General features: G+C 71.0%; 18 protein-coding genes and 1 tRNA gene. 5 read left to right on the top strand and 14 right to left on the bottom strand.

The features are described from left to right. Positions 1–3: 3 nt before the first annotated feature. Positions 4–633: a GNAT family N-acetyltransferase gene (locus ABZT93_RS32870; RefSeq protein WP_356111556.1), complete on the top strand. Its 630-nt coding sequence runs from the start codon at positions 4–6 to the stop codon at positions 631–633. Positions 634–675: 42 nt separating this feature from the next. On the opposite strand, the gene ABZT93_RS32875 is transcribed toward ABZT93_RS32870, so the two are convergent. Beyond that, complete coding sequence (locus tag ABZT93_RS32875; protein WP_356111558.1) at positions 676–2,898, bottom strand: MMPL family transporter; 2,223 nt, start codon at positions 2,896–2,898, stop codon at positions 676–678. Positions 2,899–3,025: 127 nt separating this feature from the next. Further along, positions 3,026–3,631, bottom strand: coding sequence for a TetR/AcrR family transcriptional regulator (locus ABZT93_RS32880; RefSeq protein WP_356111559.1), 606 nt, complete (start codon positions 3,629–3,631; stop codon positions 3,026–3,028). A gap of 200 nt (positions 3,632–3,831) precedes the next feature. Between ABZT93_RS32880 and ABZT93_RS32885 the strand changes: the two genes are divergently transcribed. Then, positions 3,832–7,080, top strand: a complete 3,249-nt coding sequence (locus tag ABZT93_RS32885) for a S41 family peptidase (protein WP_356111561.1) — start codon at positions 3,832–3,834, stop codon at positions 7,078–7,080. Between the two features lie 155 nt (positions 7,081–7,235). On the opposite strand, the gene ABZT93_RS32890 is transcribed toward ABZT93_RS32885, so the two are convergent. From ABZT93_RS32890 to ABZT93_RS32905, 4 genes are all read right to left on the bottom strand, one after another. Further along, positions 7,236–7,454: a hypothetical protein gene (locus tag ABZT93_RS32890; protein ID WP_356111563.1), complete on the bottom strand. Its 219-nt coding sequence runs from the start codon at positions 7,452–7,454 to the stop codon at positions 7,236–7,238. An 88-nt stretch (positions 7,455–7,542) separates the two neighbouring features. Then, positions 7,543–8,427 carry an SDR family oxidoreductase gene (locus ABZT93_RS32895; protein WP_356111565.1) on the bottom strand — a complete coding sequence of 295 codons (885 nt, stop codon included), beginning with the start codon at positions 8,425–8,427 and terminating at the stop codon, positions 7,543–7,545. Beyond that, positions 8,424–9,341, bottom strand: a complete 918-nt coding sequence (locus ABZT93_RS32900; protein WP_356111568.1) for an alpha/beta hydrolase — start codon at positions 9,339–9,341, stop codon at positions 8,424–8,426. Before ABZT93_RS32900 ends, ABZT93_RS32895 begins: the two co-directional genes overlap by 4 nt. Continuing rightward, the gene (locus tag ABZT93_RS32905; RefSeq protein WP_356111569.1) at positions 9,338–10,834 is read right to left on the bottom strand and encodes an NAD(P)/FAD-dependent oxidoreductase; all 1,497 of its coding nucleotides are present in this window, start codon (positions 10,832–10,834) and stop codon (positions 9,338–9,340) included. The genes ABZT93_RS32900 and ABZT93_RS32905 overlap by 4 nt, the downstream gene beginning before the upstream one ends. 152 nt (positions 10,835–10,986) lie before the next feature. Between ABZT93_RS32905 and ABZT93_RS32910 the strand changes: the two genes are divergently transcribed. Then, entirely contained in the window at positions 10,987–11,631 is a 645-nt protein-coding gene (locus ABZT93_RS32910) for a MerR family transcriptional regulator (protein ID WP_356111570.1), read from the top strand. On the opposite strand, the gene ABZT93_RS32915 is transcribed toward ABZT93_RS32910, so the two are convergent. After that, positions 11,628–12,431 carry an exodeoxyribonuclease III gene (locus ABZT93_RS32915; protein WP_356111572.1) on the bottom strand — a complete coding sequence of 268 codons (804 nt, stop codon included), beginning with the start codon at positions 12,429–12,431 and terminating at the stop codon, positions 11,628–11,630. The genes ABZT93_RS32910 and ABZT93_RS32915 overlap by 4 nt on opposite strands. A 29-nt stretch (positions 12,432–12,460) precedes the next feature. Between ABZT93_RS32915 and ABZT93_RS32920 the strand changes: the two genes are divergently transcribed. Beyond that, positions 12,461–12,937 (top strand): GNAT family N-acetyltransferase, encoded by a 477-nt coding sequence (locus tag ABZT93_RS32920; protein ID WP_356111573.1) that lies wholly within the window; start codon positions 12,461–12,463, stop codon positions 12,935–12,937. Between the two features lie 60 nt (positions 12,938–12,997). Here ABZT93_RS32920 and ABZT93_RS32925 read toward each other — a convergent pair. The 7 genes from ABZT93_RS32925 to galU all read right to left on the bottom strand — a co-directional run bounded on the left by ABZT93_RS32925 (position 12,998) and on the right by galU (position 18,548). Next, positions 12,998–13,071: transfer RNA gene (locus ABZT93_RS32925), tRNA-Ala, on the bottom strand. A gap of 101 nt (positions 13,072–13,172) precedes the next feature. Then, positions 13,173–14,441, bottom strand: a complete 1,269-nt coding sequence (gene glpR, locus ABZT93_RS32930) for a gephyrin-like molybdotransferase receptor GlpR (protein ID WP_356111575.1) — start codon at positions 14,439–14,441, stop codon at positions 13,173–13,175. Between the two features lie 197 nt (positions 14,442–14,638). Beyond that, positions 14,639–15,277: a GNAT family protein gene (locus ABZT93_RS32935; RefSeq protein ID WP_078960150.1), complete on the bottom strand. Its 639-nt coding sequence runs from the start codon at positions 15,275–15,277 to the stop codon at positions 14,639–14,641. Then, positions 15,274–15,780, bottom strand: coding sequence for a MogA/MoaB family molybdenum cofactor biosynthesis protein (locus ABZT93_RS32940; protein ID WP_356111577.1), 507 nt, complete (start codon positions 15,778–15,780; stop codon positions 15,274–15,276). Before ABZT93_RS32940 ends, ABZT93_RS32935 begins: the two co-directional genes overlap by 4 nt. Further along, positions 15,777–16,256: a cyclic pyranopterin monophosphate synthase MoaC gene (moaC, locus tag ABZT93_RS32945; RefSeq protein WP_356111579.1), complete on the bottom strand. Its 480-nt coding sequence runs from the start codon at positions 16,254–16,256 to the stop codon at positions 15,777–15,779. Before moaC ends, ABZT93_RS32940 begins: the two co-directional genes overlap by 4 nt. A 62-nt stretch (positions 16,257–16,318) precedes the next feature. Continuing rightward, a complete protein-coding gene (gene glp / locus ABZT93_RS32950) occupies positions 16,319–17,641 on the bottom strand; it encodes a gephyrin-like molybdotransferase Glp (RefSeq protein ID WP_356111581.1) in 1,323 nt (440 codons plus the stop codon). A gap of 4 nt (positions 17,642–17,645) precedes the next feature. Continuing rightward, entirely contained in the window at positions 17,646–18,548 is a 903-nt protein-coding gene (gene galU / locus ABZT93_RS32955) for a UTP--glucose-1-phosphate uridylyltransferase GalU (protein ID WP_356111583.1), read from the bottom strand. A gap of 92 nt (positions 18,549–18,640) precedes the next feature. Here galU and ABZT93_RS32960 point away from each other — a divergent pair, with 92 nt between their 5' ends. After that, entirely contained in the window at positions 18,641–19,264 is a 624-nt protein-coding gene (locus ABZT93_RS32960; RefSeq protein ID WP_356111654.1) for a 5-formyltetrahydrofolate cyclo-ligase, read from the top strand. Positions 19,265–19,322 lie beyond the last annotated feature (58 nt).

The following is a 19,322-nucleotide window of genomic DNA, read 5'->3' on the forward strand; positions in this document are numbered from 1 at the left end:
GCCATGACCCCGTCTGCCGCCGTACGCCCTTATCACCCCCAAGACCGCGACGCCCTGGAGGACATCTGCGTCCGCACCGCCCACGCCGGACGGGACAGCCGCCCGCACTACAAGGACCCCGGTGTCTTCCCCGCGGCCTTCGCGTCGCCGTACGTCCATCTCGCACCGGAGCTGGCCTTCGTCCTGGACGACGGGCAGGGGCGGGCCGTCGGGTACGTCCTGGGGACCGCCGACACGCCCCGGTTCGTCGAGGACTACCGGGCCGAGTGGCTCCCCCTGGTGGCCGACCGCTACCCGGAGCCCCGCCACGCGCCGCGCACTCCCGACGAGGAGATCGTCGCGCTTCTGCACCGCCCCGAGCGGATGCTCGTGCCCGAAGTCGCCGCCTACCCAGCCCACTTGCACATCGACCTGCTCCCCGAGTGGCAGGGGCGCGGGTACGGGCGGGCGCTCATGGAGACCTTCCTGCGCGCCCTGCACGAGCGGGGCGTGGCCGCCGTACACCTGTCCATGGTGAGCGCCAACACGCCCGCCCGTGCCTTCTACGACCGTCTCGGCTTCCACGAGATCGCCGTACCGGAGCCCGGGCCGGTCACCTATCTCGGACGGTCCACGGCGGAAGAAGGCCGGTGAGGGCATCCCCCTCACCGGCCGACTCCTGTCACACCGCGTGCGTCAGACGCGTACCAGCTCCCGGTCCTCGTCCGGATCCGCGTCCTTCTCGGTCTGCGTGCGCAGTCCCTCGCCCTCGACGTCGACGTTGGGCAGTGCGCGGTCCAGCCACTTCGGCAGCCACCAGGCGCGGCGGCCGAGCAGGGCGAGGACCGCGGGGACGATCGCCATGCGGACGATGAACGCGTCGAAGAAGACGGCGACCGCGAGACCGAAGCCGATCATCTTGATCATCGACTCGCCGGAGCTGATGAAGCCTCCGAAGACGGACATCATGATGACCGCGGCGGCGACCACGACCCGGGCGCTGTGCTTGAACCCGGTCACGATGGCCTGGCTCGGGGACTCGCCGTGGACGTACGCCTCGCGCATGCGGGTCACCAGGAAGACCTCGTAGTCCATCGCGAGCCCGAAGACCACGCCGACCATGAAGATCGGCATCATCGACATGATCGGGCCGGTCTCCGCCACGCCGAGCACCCCGCCGAGCCAGCCCCACTGGAAGACCGCGACCACGGCACCGAGCGCGGCGAGCACCGAGAGCAGGAAGCCGAGGGCCGCCTTCAGCGGGACGAGGATCGAGCGGAAGACCACGATCAGGAGAAGGAAGGCGAGACCGACCACCAGGGCCAGATACGGGATCAGGGCGTCCGAGAGCTTCTGCGAGAAGTCGACGTTCATCGCGGTGGTGCCGGTGACCAGGACGTCCGCGCCGGTGTCGGACCTGACGTCGGCACTCTGGCCGCGAATGGCGTGGACCAGGTCCTCGGTCTGGGTCGAGGACGGCTTGGAGCCGGGTACGACCGTGATGGTCGCGGTGTCGCCGGCCTTGTTGAAGGCCGGCGGGGTGACCGTGACGACGTCCTTGAGGCCCTTGATCCCGTCGGTCACCGTGCCGGCCGCGGCCTTCGGGTCGTCGCTGTTCTTGGCGTCGACCACGATCATCAGGGGCCCGTTGAAGCCGGGCCCGAAGCCCTCCGAGAGGAGGTCGTAGGCGCGGCGCTGGGTCGTGGACGTCGGCTGCGAACCGTCGTCGGGCAGGCCCAGTTCCAGCTGGCTGACCGGCAGCGCGACGGTGCCGAGGCCGAGCACGCCGAGCAGCAGCACGGCGGCCGGACGGCGGATGACGAAGCTCGCCCAGCGGGTGCCGAGGTTGGGCTTCACCGCCTGCTGGGACGGGGCCGCCTTCTCGGCGGACTTCCCGCGCTTGTCGCCCGCCGGGCGGATCCTGCGGCCCGCGTACCCGAGCAGCGCCGGGATCATGGTCAGCGCGATGAGGACGGCGACCACGACCGTGCCCGCCGCGGCCAGGCCCATCTTGGTCAGCATCGGCACGCCGACGACCGAGAGACCGGCGAGCGCGATCACGACGGTGAGGCCCGCGAAGACCACCGCGGAGCCCGCGGTGCCGGTGGCCCGGCCGGCCGCCTCCTCGCGGCCGCGGCCCTCGGACAGTTCGGCGCGGTAGCGGGAGACGATGAACAGCGCGTAGTCGATGCCGACCGCGAGGCCGATCATCCCCGCGAGCGTGGAGGTGGTGTCGCCGAGGTCGAGCGCCTTGGCGAGGACGGCGATGGTGGAGACGCCGATCCCGACGCCGATGATCGCGGTGAGCAGCGGCAGCCCCGCCGCGACCAGCGAGCCCAGGGTCATGACCAGGACGATCGCGGCGATGGCGAGACCGACGGCCTCACCGATCGCTCCCGCCTCCGGCTGGGCCTGGAGCACGTCGCCGCCGACGTCGACGGTCAGCCCGGTGTCCCGGGCCCCGTCGGCGGCCTTCTCCAGGGCGTCCCGGGTCGCGTCCTTGAGTTCCATGGCGGGGGCGTCGTAGCGGACCGATGCGTAGGCGACCGTGCCGTCCTTGCTCACCGCGTGGGTTGTGAACGGGTCGGTGACGGAGACGACCTCGGAGCCGTCGCCCAGCTCGTTGACGGTCTTCGCGACGGTCGCCTTGTTGGCGGCGTCCGTCATCTTCTCGCCTTCGGGCGCCTTGAAGACCATGCGCCCGGTCGCGCCGTCGGCGCTGGCCCCCGGGAAACGCTGTTCCAGCAGGTCGAAGGCCTTCTGCGCCTCCGTGCCCGGAATGGAGAAGGAGGTCGATCCGGCGGCGGGCGCACTCAGCGCGCCGATGCCGGCGATCGTCAGCAGGGCCACCCATATGAGGGCGACGAAGTGCCGTCGCCGGAAGGCGAGGCGGCCGAGGTCGTAGAGGAAAGTGGCCACGAAGGCGTACTCCCGGTCAGGTCGTGGGTCCAGGGCGACACGGCCCCAGGGCAGGGATGATCAGCCCGACGACGTGAGCGGTTACGTCAGGTGGAGGGCTTGCTGGAACTGGAAAGAGGACTGGGGGTCAGTCGCTCGAAACGCCGAGGGCGGGGAGGACCACGGCGTCGATGTACGAAAGCAGGAACTCCTGCGTCGGCGGCAGCTCGTCGATCATCGTGCGGGCCGCGAAGCCGCCGATCATCATGTGGATCATGAACTCGATCGCCGGGTTGTCGGGTCGCACCTCGCCCCGGTCGATCGCCCGCTGCACCAGTCGGCGGAACTCCGCCATCTCGGGTTCGATGAGGTGCGCGCGGAACGCCTTCAGGAGATCCGGGTTGCCGTGGATCGCCATGGCCAGACCTCGCATGAGCGCGGAGTTCTGCTCCATGGTGCAGTCGTCCGAGCGCATCGTGAGGGCGTGCAGGTCGCCCCTGAGGGACCCGGTGTCGATCTCGTCGAGACCGATACCGCCCGGCTTGGCGTGCCGCACGGCCCTCGCCACCAGCTCGGCCTTGCCGCCCCACTGGCGGTAGAGCGTGGCCTTGCTGGAACGGGTGCGAGCGGCGACGGCGTCCATGGTGACGGCGTCGTAGCCGACCTCCCGCAGCAGTTCGAGCACGGCCTCGTACAGCTCGGCCTCGCGCTCGGGGGTGATGCGGCTGCGACGCGCGGTCGAGACCTCGGTCATGTCACTCACCCTTTCCGCTCCGGAACTTGGAACGCCACCGACTTGGAACGACACTGTTTCGTACGACACGAATGTAGCGCAACCGCCAGCGAAACGAAACGGTTTCGTTCGTGTTGTGGGTCACCCGGGTTCTTCGCCGCTCACCTATGGGCCGTTTTTCATAAGTTGCTCCGGTCCATCCCCCGGAAAAGCATGGGGAGGTGAGCTATCTGCGCCTTCCGCATCTGAGCGGCGACCTGTTGTGCTTCGTCGCCGAGGACGACCTCTGGCTGGCCCCGCTCGACGGCCCGGACCGCGCCTGGCGCCTGACCGTCGACCGCACCAAGGTCGGCCATCCGCGCTTCTCGCCCGACGGCCGCCACATCGCGTACACGAGCTGGCGCAGTGTCGTGCCCGAGATCCACCTGGCGGACGTGGACGGCGGCCCGGCCCGCCGGCTCACGTACTGGGGCTCGACGGACACACAGGTGTGCGGCTGGACCCCCCAGGGGACGATCCTCGCCGTCGCCTCCCACGGCGAGCCCTTCTCCTACTTCACCTGGGCGTACAAGGTCCCCACCGACGGCTCCCCCGGCGACAGGCTCCCCTGGGGCCCGGTCTCCGACATCCAGGTCGCCGACCGCAAGACCCTCCTCCTCACCGGCACCCCGCCGCACGAACCAGCCGCCTGGAAGCGCTACCGGGGCGGCGCCACGGGCCGCCTCTGGCTGCACGGCGAACGCCTGCTGCCCGACCTCGGCGGCCACCTGCACTCCCCCATGTTCGTCGGCGACCGGATCGCCTTCCTCTCCGACCACGAGGGTGTCGGCAACCTCTACTCATGCGCCCACGACGGCTCCGACCTGCGCCGCCACACCGACCACGACGCCTTCTACGCCCGGCACGCCTCCAGCGACGGCACCCGGGTGGTGTACCAGTGCGCGGGCGACCTGTGGATCGTCGACGACCTCCGCGCCGCCGAGCCGCGCAGACTCGACGTACGGCTGAGCGGGCCGCGCGCGGGACGCCGTACGTACCAGGTGCCGGCCGCCCAGCACGTGGACGGCATCTCGGTGGACGAGACGGGCCGCGCGAGCGCCGTCGTCGTCCGCGGCAGCCTGTACTGGCTGACCCACCGGGACGGCCCGGCCCGCACCATCACGGACACCCCGGGGGTGCGGGTCCGGCTCCCGGAGATGCTCGGTTCCGTCGGCCAGGTCGCGTATGTGACGGACGCGGAGGGCGAGGACGCGGTCGAGATCGCGTATCTGCCCCGGGCGACCGGTGACCGCGAGCCGCGACGGCCGGCCTCGGGCGAGCTGGGTCGGGTCCTGGAGCTGGTCTCCGACCCGAGGGGCGAGCGCCTGGCCATCGCCTCGCACGACGGACGCCTGCTCCTCCTCGACGCCACCGAGGACTCTGGGGGGACCTCCCGGACGGAGTCCGGGGGAGGCGAGGTCACCGAACTCATCCGCTCGGTCAACGGCCCGGTCCGCGACCTCGCCTTCTCCCCGGACGGCACCTGGCTGACCTGGTCGCACCCCGGGATCGGGCGCTCCCTGCGCCAGATCAAGATGGCCCGCATCAAGGACCGGTTGATCGTGGACGTGACCAACGGCCGCTTCGAGGACGAGAACCCGGTCTTCACCAGGGACGGCCGCTACCTGGCCTTCCTCTCCTGGCGGGGCTTCGACCCGGTGTACGACGTCCACACCGGCGACCTGTCCTTCCCGCTCGGCTGCCGCCCCTACCTGGTCCCGCTGTCCTCGGCGACCCCCTCCCCCTTCGCGCTGAACCCGGAGGGCCGGCCCGCCGCCGGGGGGCTGGACCCGGCCTCCGACGGCGAGGGCGGCGAGGGGGGCGACAACAGTGCCGTCACGGTCGAGATCGAGGGCCTGGAGAGCCGGGTGACCCCCTTCCCGGTCCCCGCCTCCAAGTACTCGGCACTGCACCCGGTCGCGGGCGGCGGCCTGGTCTGGCTGCGCTGGCCGATCTCGGGCGCGCTCGGCGAGACCTTCGTCAACCCGGACGACACCTCCGAGCGCCCGACCCTCGAACACTTCTCCATCAGCAAGGCGAAGAAGACCGAACTCGTCGAGCACCTGGACTGGTTCGCGGTCAGCGGCGACGGCTCCCGGCTGGTTCTCGTCGACGAGGGCGACCTGCGCGCGACCCCCGCCACCGAGTCCGGCGACAGCGACTCCACCGTCTGGATCGACCTGCGCCGCATCCTGCACGAGGTCGACCCGGCAGCCGAGTGGCGCCAGTCGTACGAGGAGGCGGGCCGCCTGATCCGGGCGTACTTCTGGGAGCCGGGGATGTGCGGCATCGACTGGGACGCGGTACTCGACCAGTACCGCCCGCTGCTCGAACGGATCGCCTCGCCCGACGAGTTCGCCGACCTCCTGCGCGAGGTCCTCGGCGAACTGGGCACCTCCCACGCCTACGTCACCGCCGCCCGCCGCAACGAGGGCCCACCCCACTACCAGCGCCGCCAGGGCCTGCTGGGCGCCAACTTCGTCCTCAGGGACGGCGGCTGGACGGTCCGGCGGATCCTGCCCGGCGACTCCTCGGACTCCAAGGCCCGCTCCCCGCTGGCCGGTACGGGCATCCGCGAGGGCGCGGTCCTCACCCATGTGGACGGCCGCCCGGTCGACGCGGTCACGGGCCCGTATCCGCTGCTCGCGGCGGCGGGCGGTACGACGGTGGAGCTGACGTTCACCCCGGCCGAGGGCGAAGGCCGGGCCCGCCGCGTGGCGGTGGTCCCGCTCCTCGACGAACGCCCCCTGCGCTACCAGGACTGGGTGGCCAAACGCCGAGCCGTCGTACGGGAGTTGAGCGGCGGCCGCTGCGGCTATCTGCACATCCCCGACATGGGCGGCTCGGGCTGGGCCCAGTTCAACAGGGACCTGCGAATGGAGGTCTCCCGCCCCGCCCTGATCGTCGACGTACGCGGCAACGCGGGCGGCCACATCAGCGAACTGGTGGTGGAGAAGCTGAGCCGCAAGATCCTCGGCTGGGACCTGACGAGAAACGCCCAGCCGGTCTCGTACGCCTCGAACGCTCCCCGTGGCCCGGTGGTGGCCCTCGCCGACGAGGCGACCTCCTCGGACGGCGACATGATCACGGCGGCCTTCAAACTGCTGGGGCTCGGCCCGGTGGTGGGCCAGCGCACCTGGGGCGGAGTGGTCGGCATGACTGGCCGCCACCAGCTCGGCGACGGCACGGTGATCACGGTCCCGATGAACGCGGCCTGGTTCGACGCGTACGGCTGGTCGATCGAGAACCACGGTGTCACTCCGGACCTGGAGATCCTGCGCACCCCCCTGGACTGGGCGGAGGGCCGCCACGCCCAACTGGACGACGCGGTACGGCTCGCACTGGACCTGCTGGAGACGACACCTCCGGCGACCCCGCCGAACTACCGGGGCGTACCGAACAGATCACGACCGAAGCTGCCGCCCAGGTGAGGGCTTTGCTTTTAGGGGGCGGCGGCAGGGCTTTTGCCTTCAGGGGCGCGGGGAACTGCGCGAGAAGCCCCACCGGCCTGACACCCGACAACGCACCCGGAACGCACAGGGTGCCCTCCCGAAAACGAGAGGGCACCCTGCACTTCGAGCAGTGACTACATGTCGTAGTCGGGGTCGAGCCGCTCCTGCTCCTCACGCCGGAGCCGCTCGCTCTCCTCGTCCCGCATGCGGTCGCGGTCCGGGCCCTGACCCTGACGGTCCGGGCCCTGGCCCTGACGACCACGCTGGGCCTGCTCCCGGCCCTCCTGGGCCTTCTGCTTGGCCTGCTGCTGCAACTGCTCGGACTTGTCCTGGAACTTGTCCTTCATACCCATGTGGGTTCACTCCCGTGGGGGTGAGGGGAAGAGCCCCTGGCCGGGGCCTCGACCAGATTCACACGCCCGGACAAAGAACGCATTTCGATCAGTTACGGTGCGTAGCGCGAGCCTCCTCGTCCGCCGCCCCACCTGCACCGACGAGTCCCACCCTCATCCCCTCCAACCGCTGCCCGAACCGCCGCATCTCCCGCTGCCCGACGGTCCCGATGAGCCCCGGCAGATACCCGCGCATGCCCTGCATCCCGCGCAGCCACCCCTGCCCGTACACATGGCTGGACCGCCGCTCGATGCCGGTCACGATCCGCTCGACGGCCGGACCCAGCGGATACGTCTTGTTGGCCGGCCACGGCAGCCGCTGCCTGAGCTCGCGCATGACCTCGTCCTGGTCGGCCCCGCGCACCATGTCGGTGTCGGTCCACGACAGATAACCGACCCCGACCCGCACGCCCTTGTGGCCGACCTCGGCCCGCAGACTGTGCGCGAACGCCTCCACACCGGACTTGGACGCGCAGTACGCGGTCATCATCGGCGCCGGGGTGATCGCCGCGAGGGAGGCGATCTGGAGCAGATACCCGCGGCTCTCCATCAGCACCGGCAGGAACGCCCGCGCGGTGACGGCCGATCCGATGAGATTGACCTCGATCACCCGCCGCCACGCCTCCGGATCGGAGTCCACGAAGGGCCCGCCGGTCGCGACCCCGGCATTGGCGACCACGATGTCGACCTTCCCGAACCGCGCCTTGACCTCCTGCGCGACCCGGGCCATCGCCGCATGGTCGGTGACGTCGGCGTACCAGTGATCGCTGTCGCCGTGCAGCCGCCCGGAGAGCTGCTTGAGCGCGTCCGGTTCGAGGCCGACGAGTGCGACCTTCGCCCCGCGCGCCGACAGCTTTCGGGCGAGCAACTCACCCACGCCCCGCGCGGCCCCCGTGACGACCGCGACCTGTCCTTCGAGTCCGACCCTGCTCATGCGCCCTCCTTGACCTGGACGTACGTGGTGACGAGTTCCCGGATCCGGGCGGTGACCGGTTCGGGCGCCTCGACCGGCGTCATATGGCCCACGCCGGGCAGTTCGGTGACCCCGAGGCAGTTCGGCAGCGCGGCGGCCAACCGGCGCGCCTGCACGGGCGGGGTCAGTCGGTCGGCCGTTCCGACGACGACGGCCGTCGGCACGGTGAGCCGCCGTACGCCGTGGTCCAGGTCGAGCAGATCGAGGACCTGCGACCAGGCGTACCGCACCTTGCGCGGGCACGCGTGCACGATCCGCGCGCACGCCTCCACCATGGGCGGGGCCGAACCGGGGCCCATCGTCCCGTACTTGAGGATCCTCAGGGCGAGCGGCGTGACCGGCCCGAGCGGAGCCCGCGCCCCGAGGACGTGCCGGGTCAGCCAGGTGCGCAGCCGCCCGGCCCGGATCGGTACGACGGTCGACTCGGCGACCAGCCGCGACGAACCGGTGCTGCACAGCAGGACGGCGGCCGTGTGCGCCCGGAACTGCGGGCGTTCCGCCGCCGCCATGACCGTCATCCCGCCCATGGAGTGCCCGGCGATCACCGCCTTCTCACCGGGGGCGAGGACCGCCTCCAGTACGGCTTCGAGGTCGTCGGCGAGCCCGTCCGCACTGCACGCCGGGCTCGCCGGACTGCGTCCGTGGCCGCGCTGGTCGTACGCGACGACCCGGTGGTCGACGGCGAGTTCGCGGATCTGGGCGGCCCAGAAGGCGGTGGAGCAGGTCCAGCCGTGGGCGAGGACGACGGGGGGTGCGTCGTCGGGGCCGTGCACCTCCACGTGAAGGCGAGCGCCGTCGGCGGAGAGGACGGTGAGTTCGCGCGCCGGTGCGGGCGGGGCGTACGGCCCGGAGACGACATGGGTCAGCCGGCTCATACGGCGGTCACCTCCGCGTGCGCCGGTACCCGCAGCACCTCGTACTCGGCGAGATCCACCCGCCGGGTCGCCCGCCGGAACTCGGTCGTCGTACCGGGCCAGATGGTGCTGTTGCGGCCGTTCGCGTCCAGGTACCAGCTGGTGCAGCCGCCGGTGCTCCACACCGTGCGCTTCATACGCTCCTGCACCCGGTGGTTCCAGGCCGCCACGGCGGCGGGACGCGCGTCCAGGGCCGCACGACCCCCGAGGACGTCGAGCTGCCGTACGAAGTCGGCCAGGTAGTTCAGCTGGGACTCGATCATGAGGATCATCGAGGAGTTCCCGAGGCCGGTGTTGGGTCCGATGATGGTCATCCAATTGGGGAAGCCGGCCGCGGAGGCACCCCGCAGCGCCTCCATCCCGCCCTTCCACGCCTCAGCGAGCGTCCGCCCGTCCGCGCCGACGACCCGGTCGGCGATCGGCATGTCGGTGACGTGGAAGCCCGTACCGAAGACGATCGCGTCGACCTCGGCCCCGGTGCCGTCGGCGGCGACGAGCTTCGACCCCTCGACACGGCTGAGCCCGCTCGCGACCACGTCCACGTTGGGCTGGGCCAGCGCCGGGTAGTACGTGCTGCTCAGCAGGATCCGCTTGCAGCCGATGCGGTAGTCGGGGGTGAGTTTGGCGCGCAGCGCCGGGTCCTTGATGGCACGGGCCATGTTCCGCTTGGCCAACTGCTCCACGGCACCGAGTTCGTTGGGGCGCTTGGTGAACGCCTGGACCTGCAACTCCCTGACGCCCCACAGCAGTCCGCGCCGGACCTGGGTGGTGAAGGGCAGCTGCCGGTGCAGCAGGCGCTCGGCGCCGCTGATCGCCCGGTCCATCCGGGGCATCACCCAGGGCGGGGTGCGCTGGAACAGCGTGACGCTCCGGGCGAGCGGCTGGATGGCCGGGACGATCTGGATGGCCGAGGCGCCGGTCCCCACCATCGCGACCCGCTTGCCGCGCAGGTCGTAGTCGTGGTCCCAGCGGGCGGAGTGGAAGACCTTGCCCGGGAAGGAGTCCAGTCCCGGGATGTCGGGGATCCTGGGGTCGGAGAGCGGCCCGGTGGCGGAGACGACGAGGTCGGCCGAGAGCGAGCCGCTCGCGGTCTCGATGTCCCACCGCAGCTTCTCGCCGTCCCAGGTCATCCGCTTCACCTCGGAGTTGAGGCGGATGTGCGGGCGGAGCCGGAAGACGTCCGTCACATGCTCCAGATAGGCGCGGATGTGCTCCTGCCCCGAGAAGGTACGCGGCCAGTCGGGGTTGGGCGCGAAGGAGAACGAATACAGATGGGACGGCACATCGCACGCGCACCCCGGATAACTGTTGTCCCGCCAGGTACCGCCCACACTGTCGGCCCGCTCCAGCACGACGAAGTCGGTGACGCCCTCCCGCCGCAGCCGTACGGCGGCCCCGAGCCCACCGAACCCGGACCCCACCACCGCCACCCGCACATGCTCGTGTTCGGCCATGCCGACGCCCTTCCCTGCGCGACTCTGCCAGTGAACACTGGCGCAATGGGAGGGTAGAGCAGCTCCGTACCGATGGGTAGGGGTCGGGGGGAAGGACGTTGACATCAGCGGCTGCCGCCGCGGGTACCGGCGGTACAACATAGGCTGCGGACGTGACGGACAAGCGCGAATACCGCATGGAGGAACTGGCCCGCCTGGCCGGCATCACAGTGCGCACCCTGCGCTTCTACCGCGAACGCAAGCTCATCCCGCCCCCGCGCCGCGAGGGCCGTATCGCCTGGTACGACGACCACCACCTGGCCCGCCTGCGCACGATCGCGGCACTCCTGGAGCGCGGCCACACCCTCACCGGCATCGCGGAACTGGCGGAAGCCCTCGACCACGGCCGCGACGTCGCCGACGTCCTGGGTGTGGCGCCTCCCACCGAGGAGGAGCCGGTCCGCCTCACCCCCGAGGAACTCGCCGCCCGCTTCGAGGGAGAGGTGACCCCGGAGAACCTCGCGGCCGCACTCGACCTCGGCTACCTCGGCACCGACGGCGACGAGATCGTCCACATCAGCCGCCGCCTCCTGGACGTCTCCTCCGCCCTGGTCCGCGAGGGCATTCCCCTGGGGGAGGTCCTGGCGGCCGGCAAACGGGTCCGCGAGCACGTGGACGACCTGGCGGAGATGTTCGCCGAGCTGGTCCTGCGCCACGCGAGCGAGGACGACCTCCAACGCCTGCGCCCCCTGGCGCGGAGCGTGGTGGAGGCGGAACTGTCACTGGCGCTGGACCGGCGGTTGCGGAAGCGGGACTAGAGGTCGAAGACGACCGTCACGGGAGCGTGATCCGACCACCGCTCGTCATGACTGGCGGCCCGCTCCACAAACCCCTTCATCGCCCGCCGAGCAAGCCCGGGAGTCACGACGGCAAGGTCGATGCGCCATCCTGAATCGTTGTCGAACGCCCGCCCCCGGTACGACCACCACGAGTACGGCCCCTCCGCGTCCGGATGCAGCGACCGTACGACGTCGACGTAACCGCCGTCGGTGGGCTCCAGCACCCGGCTCAGCCAGGCCCGTTCCTCCGGCAGGAACCCGGAGCTCTTCTGGTTGGCGCGCCAGTTCTTGAGGTCGGCCTGCTGGTGGGCGATGTTCCAGTCGCCGCAGACGACGACTTCGCGGCCGTCGGCGGCGGCGCGTACCCGCAGGTCCTTCAGATAGGCGAGGAACTCGTCCATGAAGCGGACCTTCTCGTCCTGCCGCTCGGTGCCGACCTCGCCGGAGGGCAGGTAGAGGGAGGCGACGGTGACACCGGGCAGGTCGGCCTCGACGTACCGCCCGCTGGTGTCGAACTCGGCCGAACCGAAGCCGATCCGGACCCGGTCGGGCTCGCGGCGGGTGTAGAGGGAGACACCGGCACGTCCCTTGGCGGCGGCGGGCGCGTGCACGACATGCCAGCCCTCGGGACCACGCACGCTCTCGGGCAGCTGCTGCGGCTCGGCACGCACCTCCTGCAGGCAGAGCACGTCGGCGGAGGTGTCCGCGAGCCACTCCACGAAGCCCTTCTTCGCGGCGGCACGCAGTCCGTTCACATTGGCGGAGGTCACAGTGAGCACCCCGGAACGATACCGGCACACTGGAGGGCATGATGATCCGCCGTGTCCCCTTCGACCACCCCGACGCCGTGAAGCTCAACGACCAGGTCCAGGCCGAGTACCACATCCGCTACGGCGACGGCGGCGACGCCACCGAGCTGGCCCCGACGGACTTCGAGCACCCGAACGGCGTGTATCTGATCGCGTACGACGAGCGGGACAGCCCCGTGGCCACGGGCGGCTGGCGCGCTCAGGACACCAACGGCGAGGGCAACCTGGACGGCGACGCCGAGCTCAAGCGCATGTACGTGATCGAGGAGATGCGCGGCCGCGGTCTCGCCCGCCGCATCCTCACCGCTCTGGAGGACCACGCCCGCGCGGCCGGCCGCCTGCGCATGGTCCTGGAGACCGGCACCAAGCAGCCGGAAGCCATCGCCCTGTACACGTCCAGCGGCTACGAGCCCTGCGTGAAGTTCGGCTACTACCGCTTCCACGAGGAGAGCCGCTGCTTCGCGAAGGCGCTGTGAGAGCGCCGGACACATGACAGAAGACCCGCTCCTGAATCAGGAGCGGGTCTTCATGATGCGTGGACCTGAGGGGATTTGAACCCCTGGCCCCCTCGATGCGAACGAGGTGCGCTACCGGACTGCGCCACAGGCCCTTGCAACGAGTGAAACTCTAGCATCCCCGTCCGGGTGCTTGGAAATCCGTTCCGGGCTGGTCAGAGACGGGCTCCCCCGAGGGCGGATCCCGTCCCGTCCGTCACTCGTTGGCCGCGCGCGGCCGCTCGCCTTCCTCGTACTGGTCGAAGAGCGGCGTACGGCCACGCTCGCGTGCCCGGCGTGCGGAGGCGGCGCGACGGGCGTCGGTGCGACCGTCCGCCTCGGGCCTGTCCTCCGCGTCGGCGGACGGGTCCTCCGATCCCCCGTCCTCCGCGACGGGCGCCGCGTCCTGGCCGGAGTGCTCGGGTGCCACCGCGCTGGACCGGGCCGAACTCCACGCGTCCGGGGCGCCGAGGTCCACGTCCGCGGTGGCCCGTGGAGCGACCGGCGCGGTCACGTACGTCGGCAGCGGCACCGGGACCGGGTCCCAGCTGTCCCCGTGCCCGGGCCTGCGCTGCCGTTCGCGCTGCTGGTCGACCCACTCTGCGTGGTCGGTCTGCTCGACGAGGGCGCGCCGGTCGGCGGCGAGCGCGGAGAGTCCGGGATCGGTCTCGACTCCTGGTCCCTCTTCCGGTTCGTCGGCGTCCACGCCGGTGCTCACGGAGGTGCGCCGGCGCGGCTGTCGGGCCCGCTCCCGCAGATGCTGGGCGGCGAGCTCGGCACGGCGCCGGTCCATCTGGTAGGCGAAGCGGCGGCGTTCCTGGGAGCGCAGGTACGCGATGTACGCGCTGAGCATCACCGCGGGGACGCCGGGCGCCCACAGGAAGGCGAGTCCTCCGACGGCTGCGACGATCGTGCCGAGCGTGAAGGCGAGGAAGAGCATCACCGTCGTACGCCGACGGCGTGCGAGTGCCTTCGTACGCCGGGCGCGCGCCGCGGCCGCTTCCGCTGCGGCCGTGCGCCGGGCGGCCGACGCGGGTGTCTGCTTCCGCGTCGGGGCGCCGCCGTGTTCGTGCGCGGACGCGGGCGGGTTCGTTTTCGCGCGCGCTTGGTCGCCGTGCCCTGTCTCCCGGTCGGCTTCCCGCGCGGAATCGCGCGCCGCCTCCCGGCGCTCCGAAGCCGACGGCTGGACCGTCGCCTGGGTCTGCGGACGGGTCGGAGGCATGGCGAAGGCCCGGACGTCCACCGAGTCGGTGACGGCATCCGGTTCGTCGGCGCCGTGCTCCCCCTCGTCGGTGGAGCGCGCGCGCAGGTCCTTGGCGTACCGACGCTCCATGCCCGCCCGTCCGGAGAGCAACCGGATGGCGGTGCTGAAGCGTTCCGTCGGACGGGCCTCGTTCAGCTCGTCCTGCCTACGGAGCCACATAGGCACCAAGTAGGCGGCCCAGGCCCCGACAATGACTGCGTAGATGAGGCCGCTGCTGCTCACGCCTCACACGGTAGAGGGGTTTGCGTGAGGCCATCTGCCAATTGCGCCGGTGTGTCGCACGATCTGGCTGATATTTCGAGCTTTTTTTGTGACCGATCCGATCAGCAGACCACCCCAGTCGCGAATTCAATGCCCCGAGACGGTCATGCACCGATCATTTTCGAACACTTATTCAATTTTCAGGTTCCGTCCGCCGCCTATGCGGGATTGTCGTGCGGCGTACTGCGGGAGCGTGCCCGCTGCCAGCGCCTGAGCAATCCGTCGGGCACCTCTTCCGCGGTGAGCGCGAACACCAGATGGTCCCTCCAGGCCCCGTCGATGTGGAGATAGCGCGGCCGCAGCCCCTCCTCGCGGAATCCGAGTTTCTCCACCACCCGTCGGCTGGGCACGTTCTCGGGGCGAATGCAGACCTCGATGCGGTGCAGACCGACGGTACGGAAACAGTGGTCCACGACAAGCGCCACCGCGGTCGGCATCACCCCGCGCCCGGCCACCGACTGGTCCACCCAGTAGCCGACGTGCCCCGAGCACATCGAGCCCCAGGTGATCCCGGCGACCGTCAACTGCCCGACCAGCTGGCCCCGGTACTCGATGACGAACGGCAGCATCCGCCCCGCGTTCGCCTCGGACCGCAGGTGCCGGACCATCTGGCGGTAGGTCGGCCGGTGCGCGATCGGGCCGCTCGGGGTGGGCGGCGGGATGGTCGCCTCCCAGGGGCGCAGCCAGTCCCGGTTGCGCCGGTTCACCTCGCGCCAGACCCGCTGGTCGCGCATCTTTATCGGCCTCAGGACGACATCGCCGTCCGCCAGTACGACGGGCCAGGACGGGCTGTTCAGCTCGCACCCCCACTGCCGGCGCCGGGTCTTGGGTGGTCGCCGCCGCGGATCTGGTCGACGGCGTGGATCAACAGGGGCTCCAGGACGGCCAGTCCGTCCTTCACCCCGCCACTGGAACCCGGCAGGTTGACGATCAGTGTGCGTCCCGCCACCCCGGCCAGGCCCCGGGAGAGCGCGGCGGTCGGCACCTTCTCCCGTCCGAACGCCCGGATGGCCTCCGCGATGCCCGGCACCTCGTACTCGATCACCTCGCGGGTCGCCTCGGGGGTGCGGTCCGTGGGCGAGATGCCGGTGCCGCCGGTGGTGACGACGACGTCGTATCCGGCATCGACGCCCGCACGCAGGGCGTCCCGGACCGGGTCGCCGTCGGGGACGACCTGCGGCCCCTCGACCGTGAAGCCGAAAGCGCCGAGTCCCTCGGCGATCAGCGGGCCGCCCTTGTCCTCGTAGACACCGGCGGCGGCCCGGTTGGAGGCGGTGACCACCAGAGCGCGATACGTCATGCCCGGCTCCAGTCGCCCGACTTGCCGCCCGTCTTCTCCTCGACCCGTACGTCCGTGATGACCGCTCCCTTGTCGACCGCCTTGACCATGTCGATCACGGTGAGCGCGGCGACGGACACCGCGGTGAGGGCCTCCATCTCGACGCCCGTGCGGTCCGTGGTCTTCACGGTGGCCACGATCTCCACGGCGTCCTCCGCGACCGACAGATCCAGTGTCACACCGGACACCGACAACGGGTGGCACAGCGGAATCAGATCCGGGGTGCGCTTGGCGCCCATGATGCCCGCGATCCGCGCGGTGGCCAGGGCGTCGCCCTTGGGGACGCCCTCGCCGCGCAGCAGCTCGATCACCCTGGGCGAGACGAGGACACGTCCACTCGCGCGTGCGGTGCGTGCGGTGACGTCCTTGCCGGAGACATCGACCATACGGGCGGCTCCCGCCTCGTCGATGTGCGTCAGTCGGTCCTGCGTACTCATGGTTGTGCGGCGCTCCCGGTCCGGCCTGTTGTGCGCGACACGGTACCGCCAACCAGGAGTGCTCAGCCGAGCAGGACCACTTCGACCTCGGTGCCGGGCTCTACGGACTCCACGTCCTCCGGTACGACGATCAGCGCGTCCGCCTGTGCGAGGGCGGCCACCAGATGGGAGCCGGCGCCGCCGACCGGGGCGACCGCGCCGTCGGCGTAGGCACCGCGCAGGAACTGGCGGCGGCCCTTGGGCGAGGTCAGCGCCTTGTCCGAGGTCAGGGTGGCCCTGGTCCGCGGCCGGTGGACGTCGTCGAGGCCCATGAGGGTGCGGATCGCGGGGCGGACGAACAGCTCGAAGGAGACGTACGACGACACCGGGTTGCCCGGCAGGGCGAGGAGCGGGATGTGGTCGGGGCCGATGGTGCCGAAGCCCTGGGGCTTGCCGGGCTGCATGGCGAGCTTGCGGAAGTCGACGCCGCTGCCCGGCTCGTCCTCGTCGCCCACGGAGGACAGCGCCTCCTTGACGACGTCGTAGGCCCCGACGCTCACGCCTCCCGTGGTGACCATGAGGTCGGCGCGGACGAGCTGGTCCTCGATGGTGGAGCGCAGGGTCTCGGCGTCGTCGGCGACGGCGCCCACCCGGTAGGCGATGGCGCCGGCGTCCCGGGCGGCCGCGGTGAGGGCGAAGCTGTTGGAGTCGTAGATCTGCCCGGTGCCGAGACTCTCGTCGGGTTGGACGAGTTCGCTGCCGGTGGACATGACGACCACGCGCGGACGCGGGCGCACGCGTACGGTGCCGCGGCCGATGGCGGCGAGCAGGGCGATCTGCGGCGGGCCGAGGACGGTTCCGGCGTCCAGGGCGCGGTCACCGGCCCGGACGTCGCTGCCCTGGGCGCGCACATGCGCGCGCGCCTCGGCGGGCCGGTACACGTGTACGTGCCCTTCGGCGCCCTCGGGGGCGAGGCTGCGGGCGCGCATCCCGCTGACCGGTCCCTCGCCCAGGCCTCCGTCGGTCCATTCGACGGGTACGACGGTCTCGGCGCCGGGCGGCAGCGGGGCACCGGTCATGATGCGGGCGGCCTGCCCGGGGCCGACGTGCAGCAGCTCTGCCTGGCCCGCCGCCACGTCCCCGACGACGTCGAGGACGGCCGGGAACTCCTCGCTGACGCCCGCCACGTCCGCGACCCGCACCGCGTACCCGTCCATGGAGCTGTTGTCGAACGGGGGCAGGGACACCGGGACCGTGATGTCCTCGACCAGGACGCAGCCCTGGGCGTCGAGCAGTTGCAGCTCGATGGGTTCGAGGGGGCGGACGGTCGCGAGGATGTCCTCCAGGTGTTCGTCCACCGACCAGAGGTGGTCCTGGCCGGCGGGGCGGGGTGCGGCGCTGCTCAAATGCCTACATCTCCTCGGCTACGTAACTGCGAAGCCAGGCACGGAAGTCCGGGCCCAGGTCTTCACGTTCGCACGCGAGTCTGACAATGGCACGCAGATAGTCGCCGCGGTCGCCGGTGTCATAGCGGCGGCCCTTGAAGACGACGCCGTGCACCGGGCCGCCGACCTTCTCGTCCTGCGCGAGCTGCTGGAGGGCGTCGGTGAGCTGGATCTCGTTGCCCCGGCCCGGCTCGGTCTTGCGGAGTATGTCGAAGATGCGCGGGTCGAGGACGTAGCGGCCGATGACCGCGTAGTTCGACGGGGCGTCGGTGGCGTCCGGCTTCTCGACGAGGCCGCTGACCCTGACGACGTCGCTGTCCTCGGTCTCCTCGACGACGGCACAGCCGTAGAGGTGGATCTGCTCGGGCGCGACCTCCATCAGCGCGATCACGCTGCCGCCGTGCTGCTCCTGCACCTCGATCATCCGCTGGAGCAGGGGGTCGCGGGCGTCGATCAGGTCGTCGCCGAGGAGGACGGCGAAGGGCTCGTGGCCCACGTGGGGGGCCGCGCACAGGACCGCGTGGCCGAGGCCGCGGGGGTCGCCCTGGCGGACGTAGTGCATGGTGGCGAGGTCGCTGGACTCCTGGACCTTGGCGAGCCGACTGCGGTCGCCCTTCTTCTGGAGGGCGGACTCGAGCTCGTAGTTGCGGTCGAAGTGGTCCTCCAGGGGGCGCTTGTTGCGTCCCGTGATCATGAGGACGTCGTCGAGGCCCGCGGCGACGGCCTCCTCGACCACGTACTGGATCGCCGGCTTGTCGACCACCGGCAGCATCTCCTTGGGAGTGGCCTTGGTCGCCGGCAGGAAGCGGGTGCCGAGCCCAGCTGCCGGAATGACAGCCTTGCTGATCCGAGGGTGCGACTGAGTCATGTCCGCACCCTATCCGGTGCCTTTGCCTGGAATCTGGGGATCCGGTTAATAAGCTCTTATATGAGCGTATTGAAAGGGTACGGGTGCAGACTTTGAGTCATGTCGGACGTCCAGGCGAGCCTGACAAGCGAACGTTGCGACGAGAGTACCTGGCGGTGAGAAACAGGTTGACGGCTGATGACGTGCGGGAAGCGGCTTCCGCGCTGGCCGGCCGGGCCCTCGGACTGCCCGAGCTGGCGCGTGCGCGCACGGTGGCGGCGTACGTCTCCGTGGGGAGCGAGCCGGGGACACTCACGCTCCTCGACGCGCTGCGCGAGCGGGGCGTACGTGTCCTGCTCCCGGCACTCCTGCCGGACAACGATCTGGACTGGGGCGCCTACACCGGCGAGGGCTCGGTCGCACGCGTGCAGCACGGCGGGAAAATGGCCCTCTTCGAGCCCTCGGGCGAGCGGCTGGGCCCGGACGCGGTGACCGGCGCCGACGTCGTGCTGCTGCCCGGCCTCGCGGTGGACGGGCGTGGGATGCGCCTGGGGCGCGGTGGTGGGTCGTACGACCGGGTGCTCGCGCGCCTGGAGCGCTCGGACGCACGACCGGCGCTCGTGGTGCTCCTGTACGACTCCGAGGTCGTCGCGCATGTCCCGGAGGAGGCACACGACCGCCCGGTGCACGCGGTGGTGACGCCGTCGGGCGTGCGCCGCTTCCAAGACCCGGAATGAAGAACCCTGAATGAGAAAGGGCCCCTCCACGCGCGCGTGGAGGGGCCCTTCTGCGGCC

The sequence above is a fragment of the Streptomyces sp. NPDC005303 genome, assembly GCF_040607335.1.
In the GTDB taxonomy this organism is placed as follows: Bacteria; Actinomycetota; Actinomycetes; order Streptomycetales; family Streptomycetaceae; genus Streptomyces.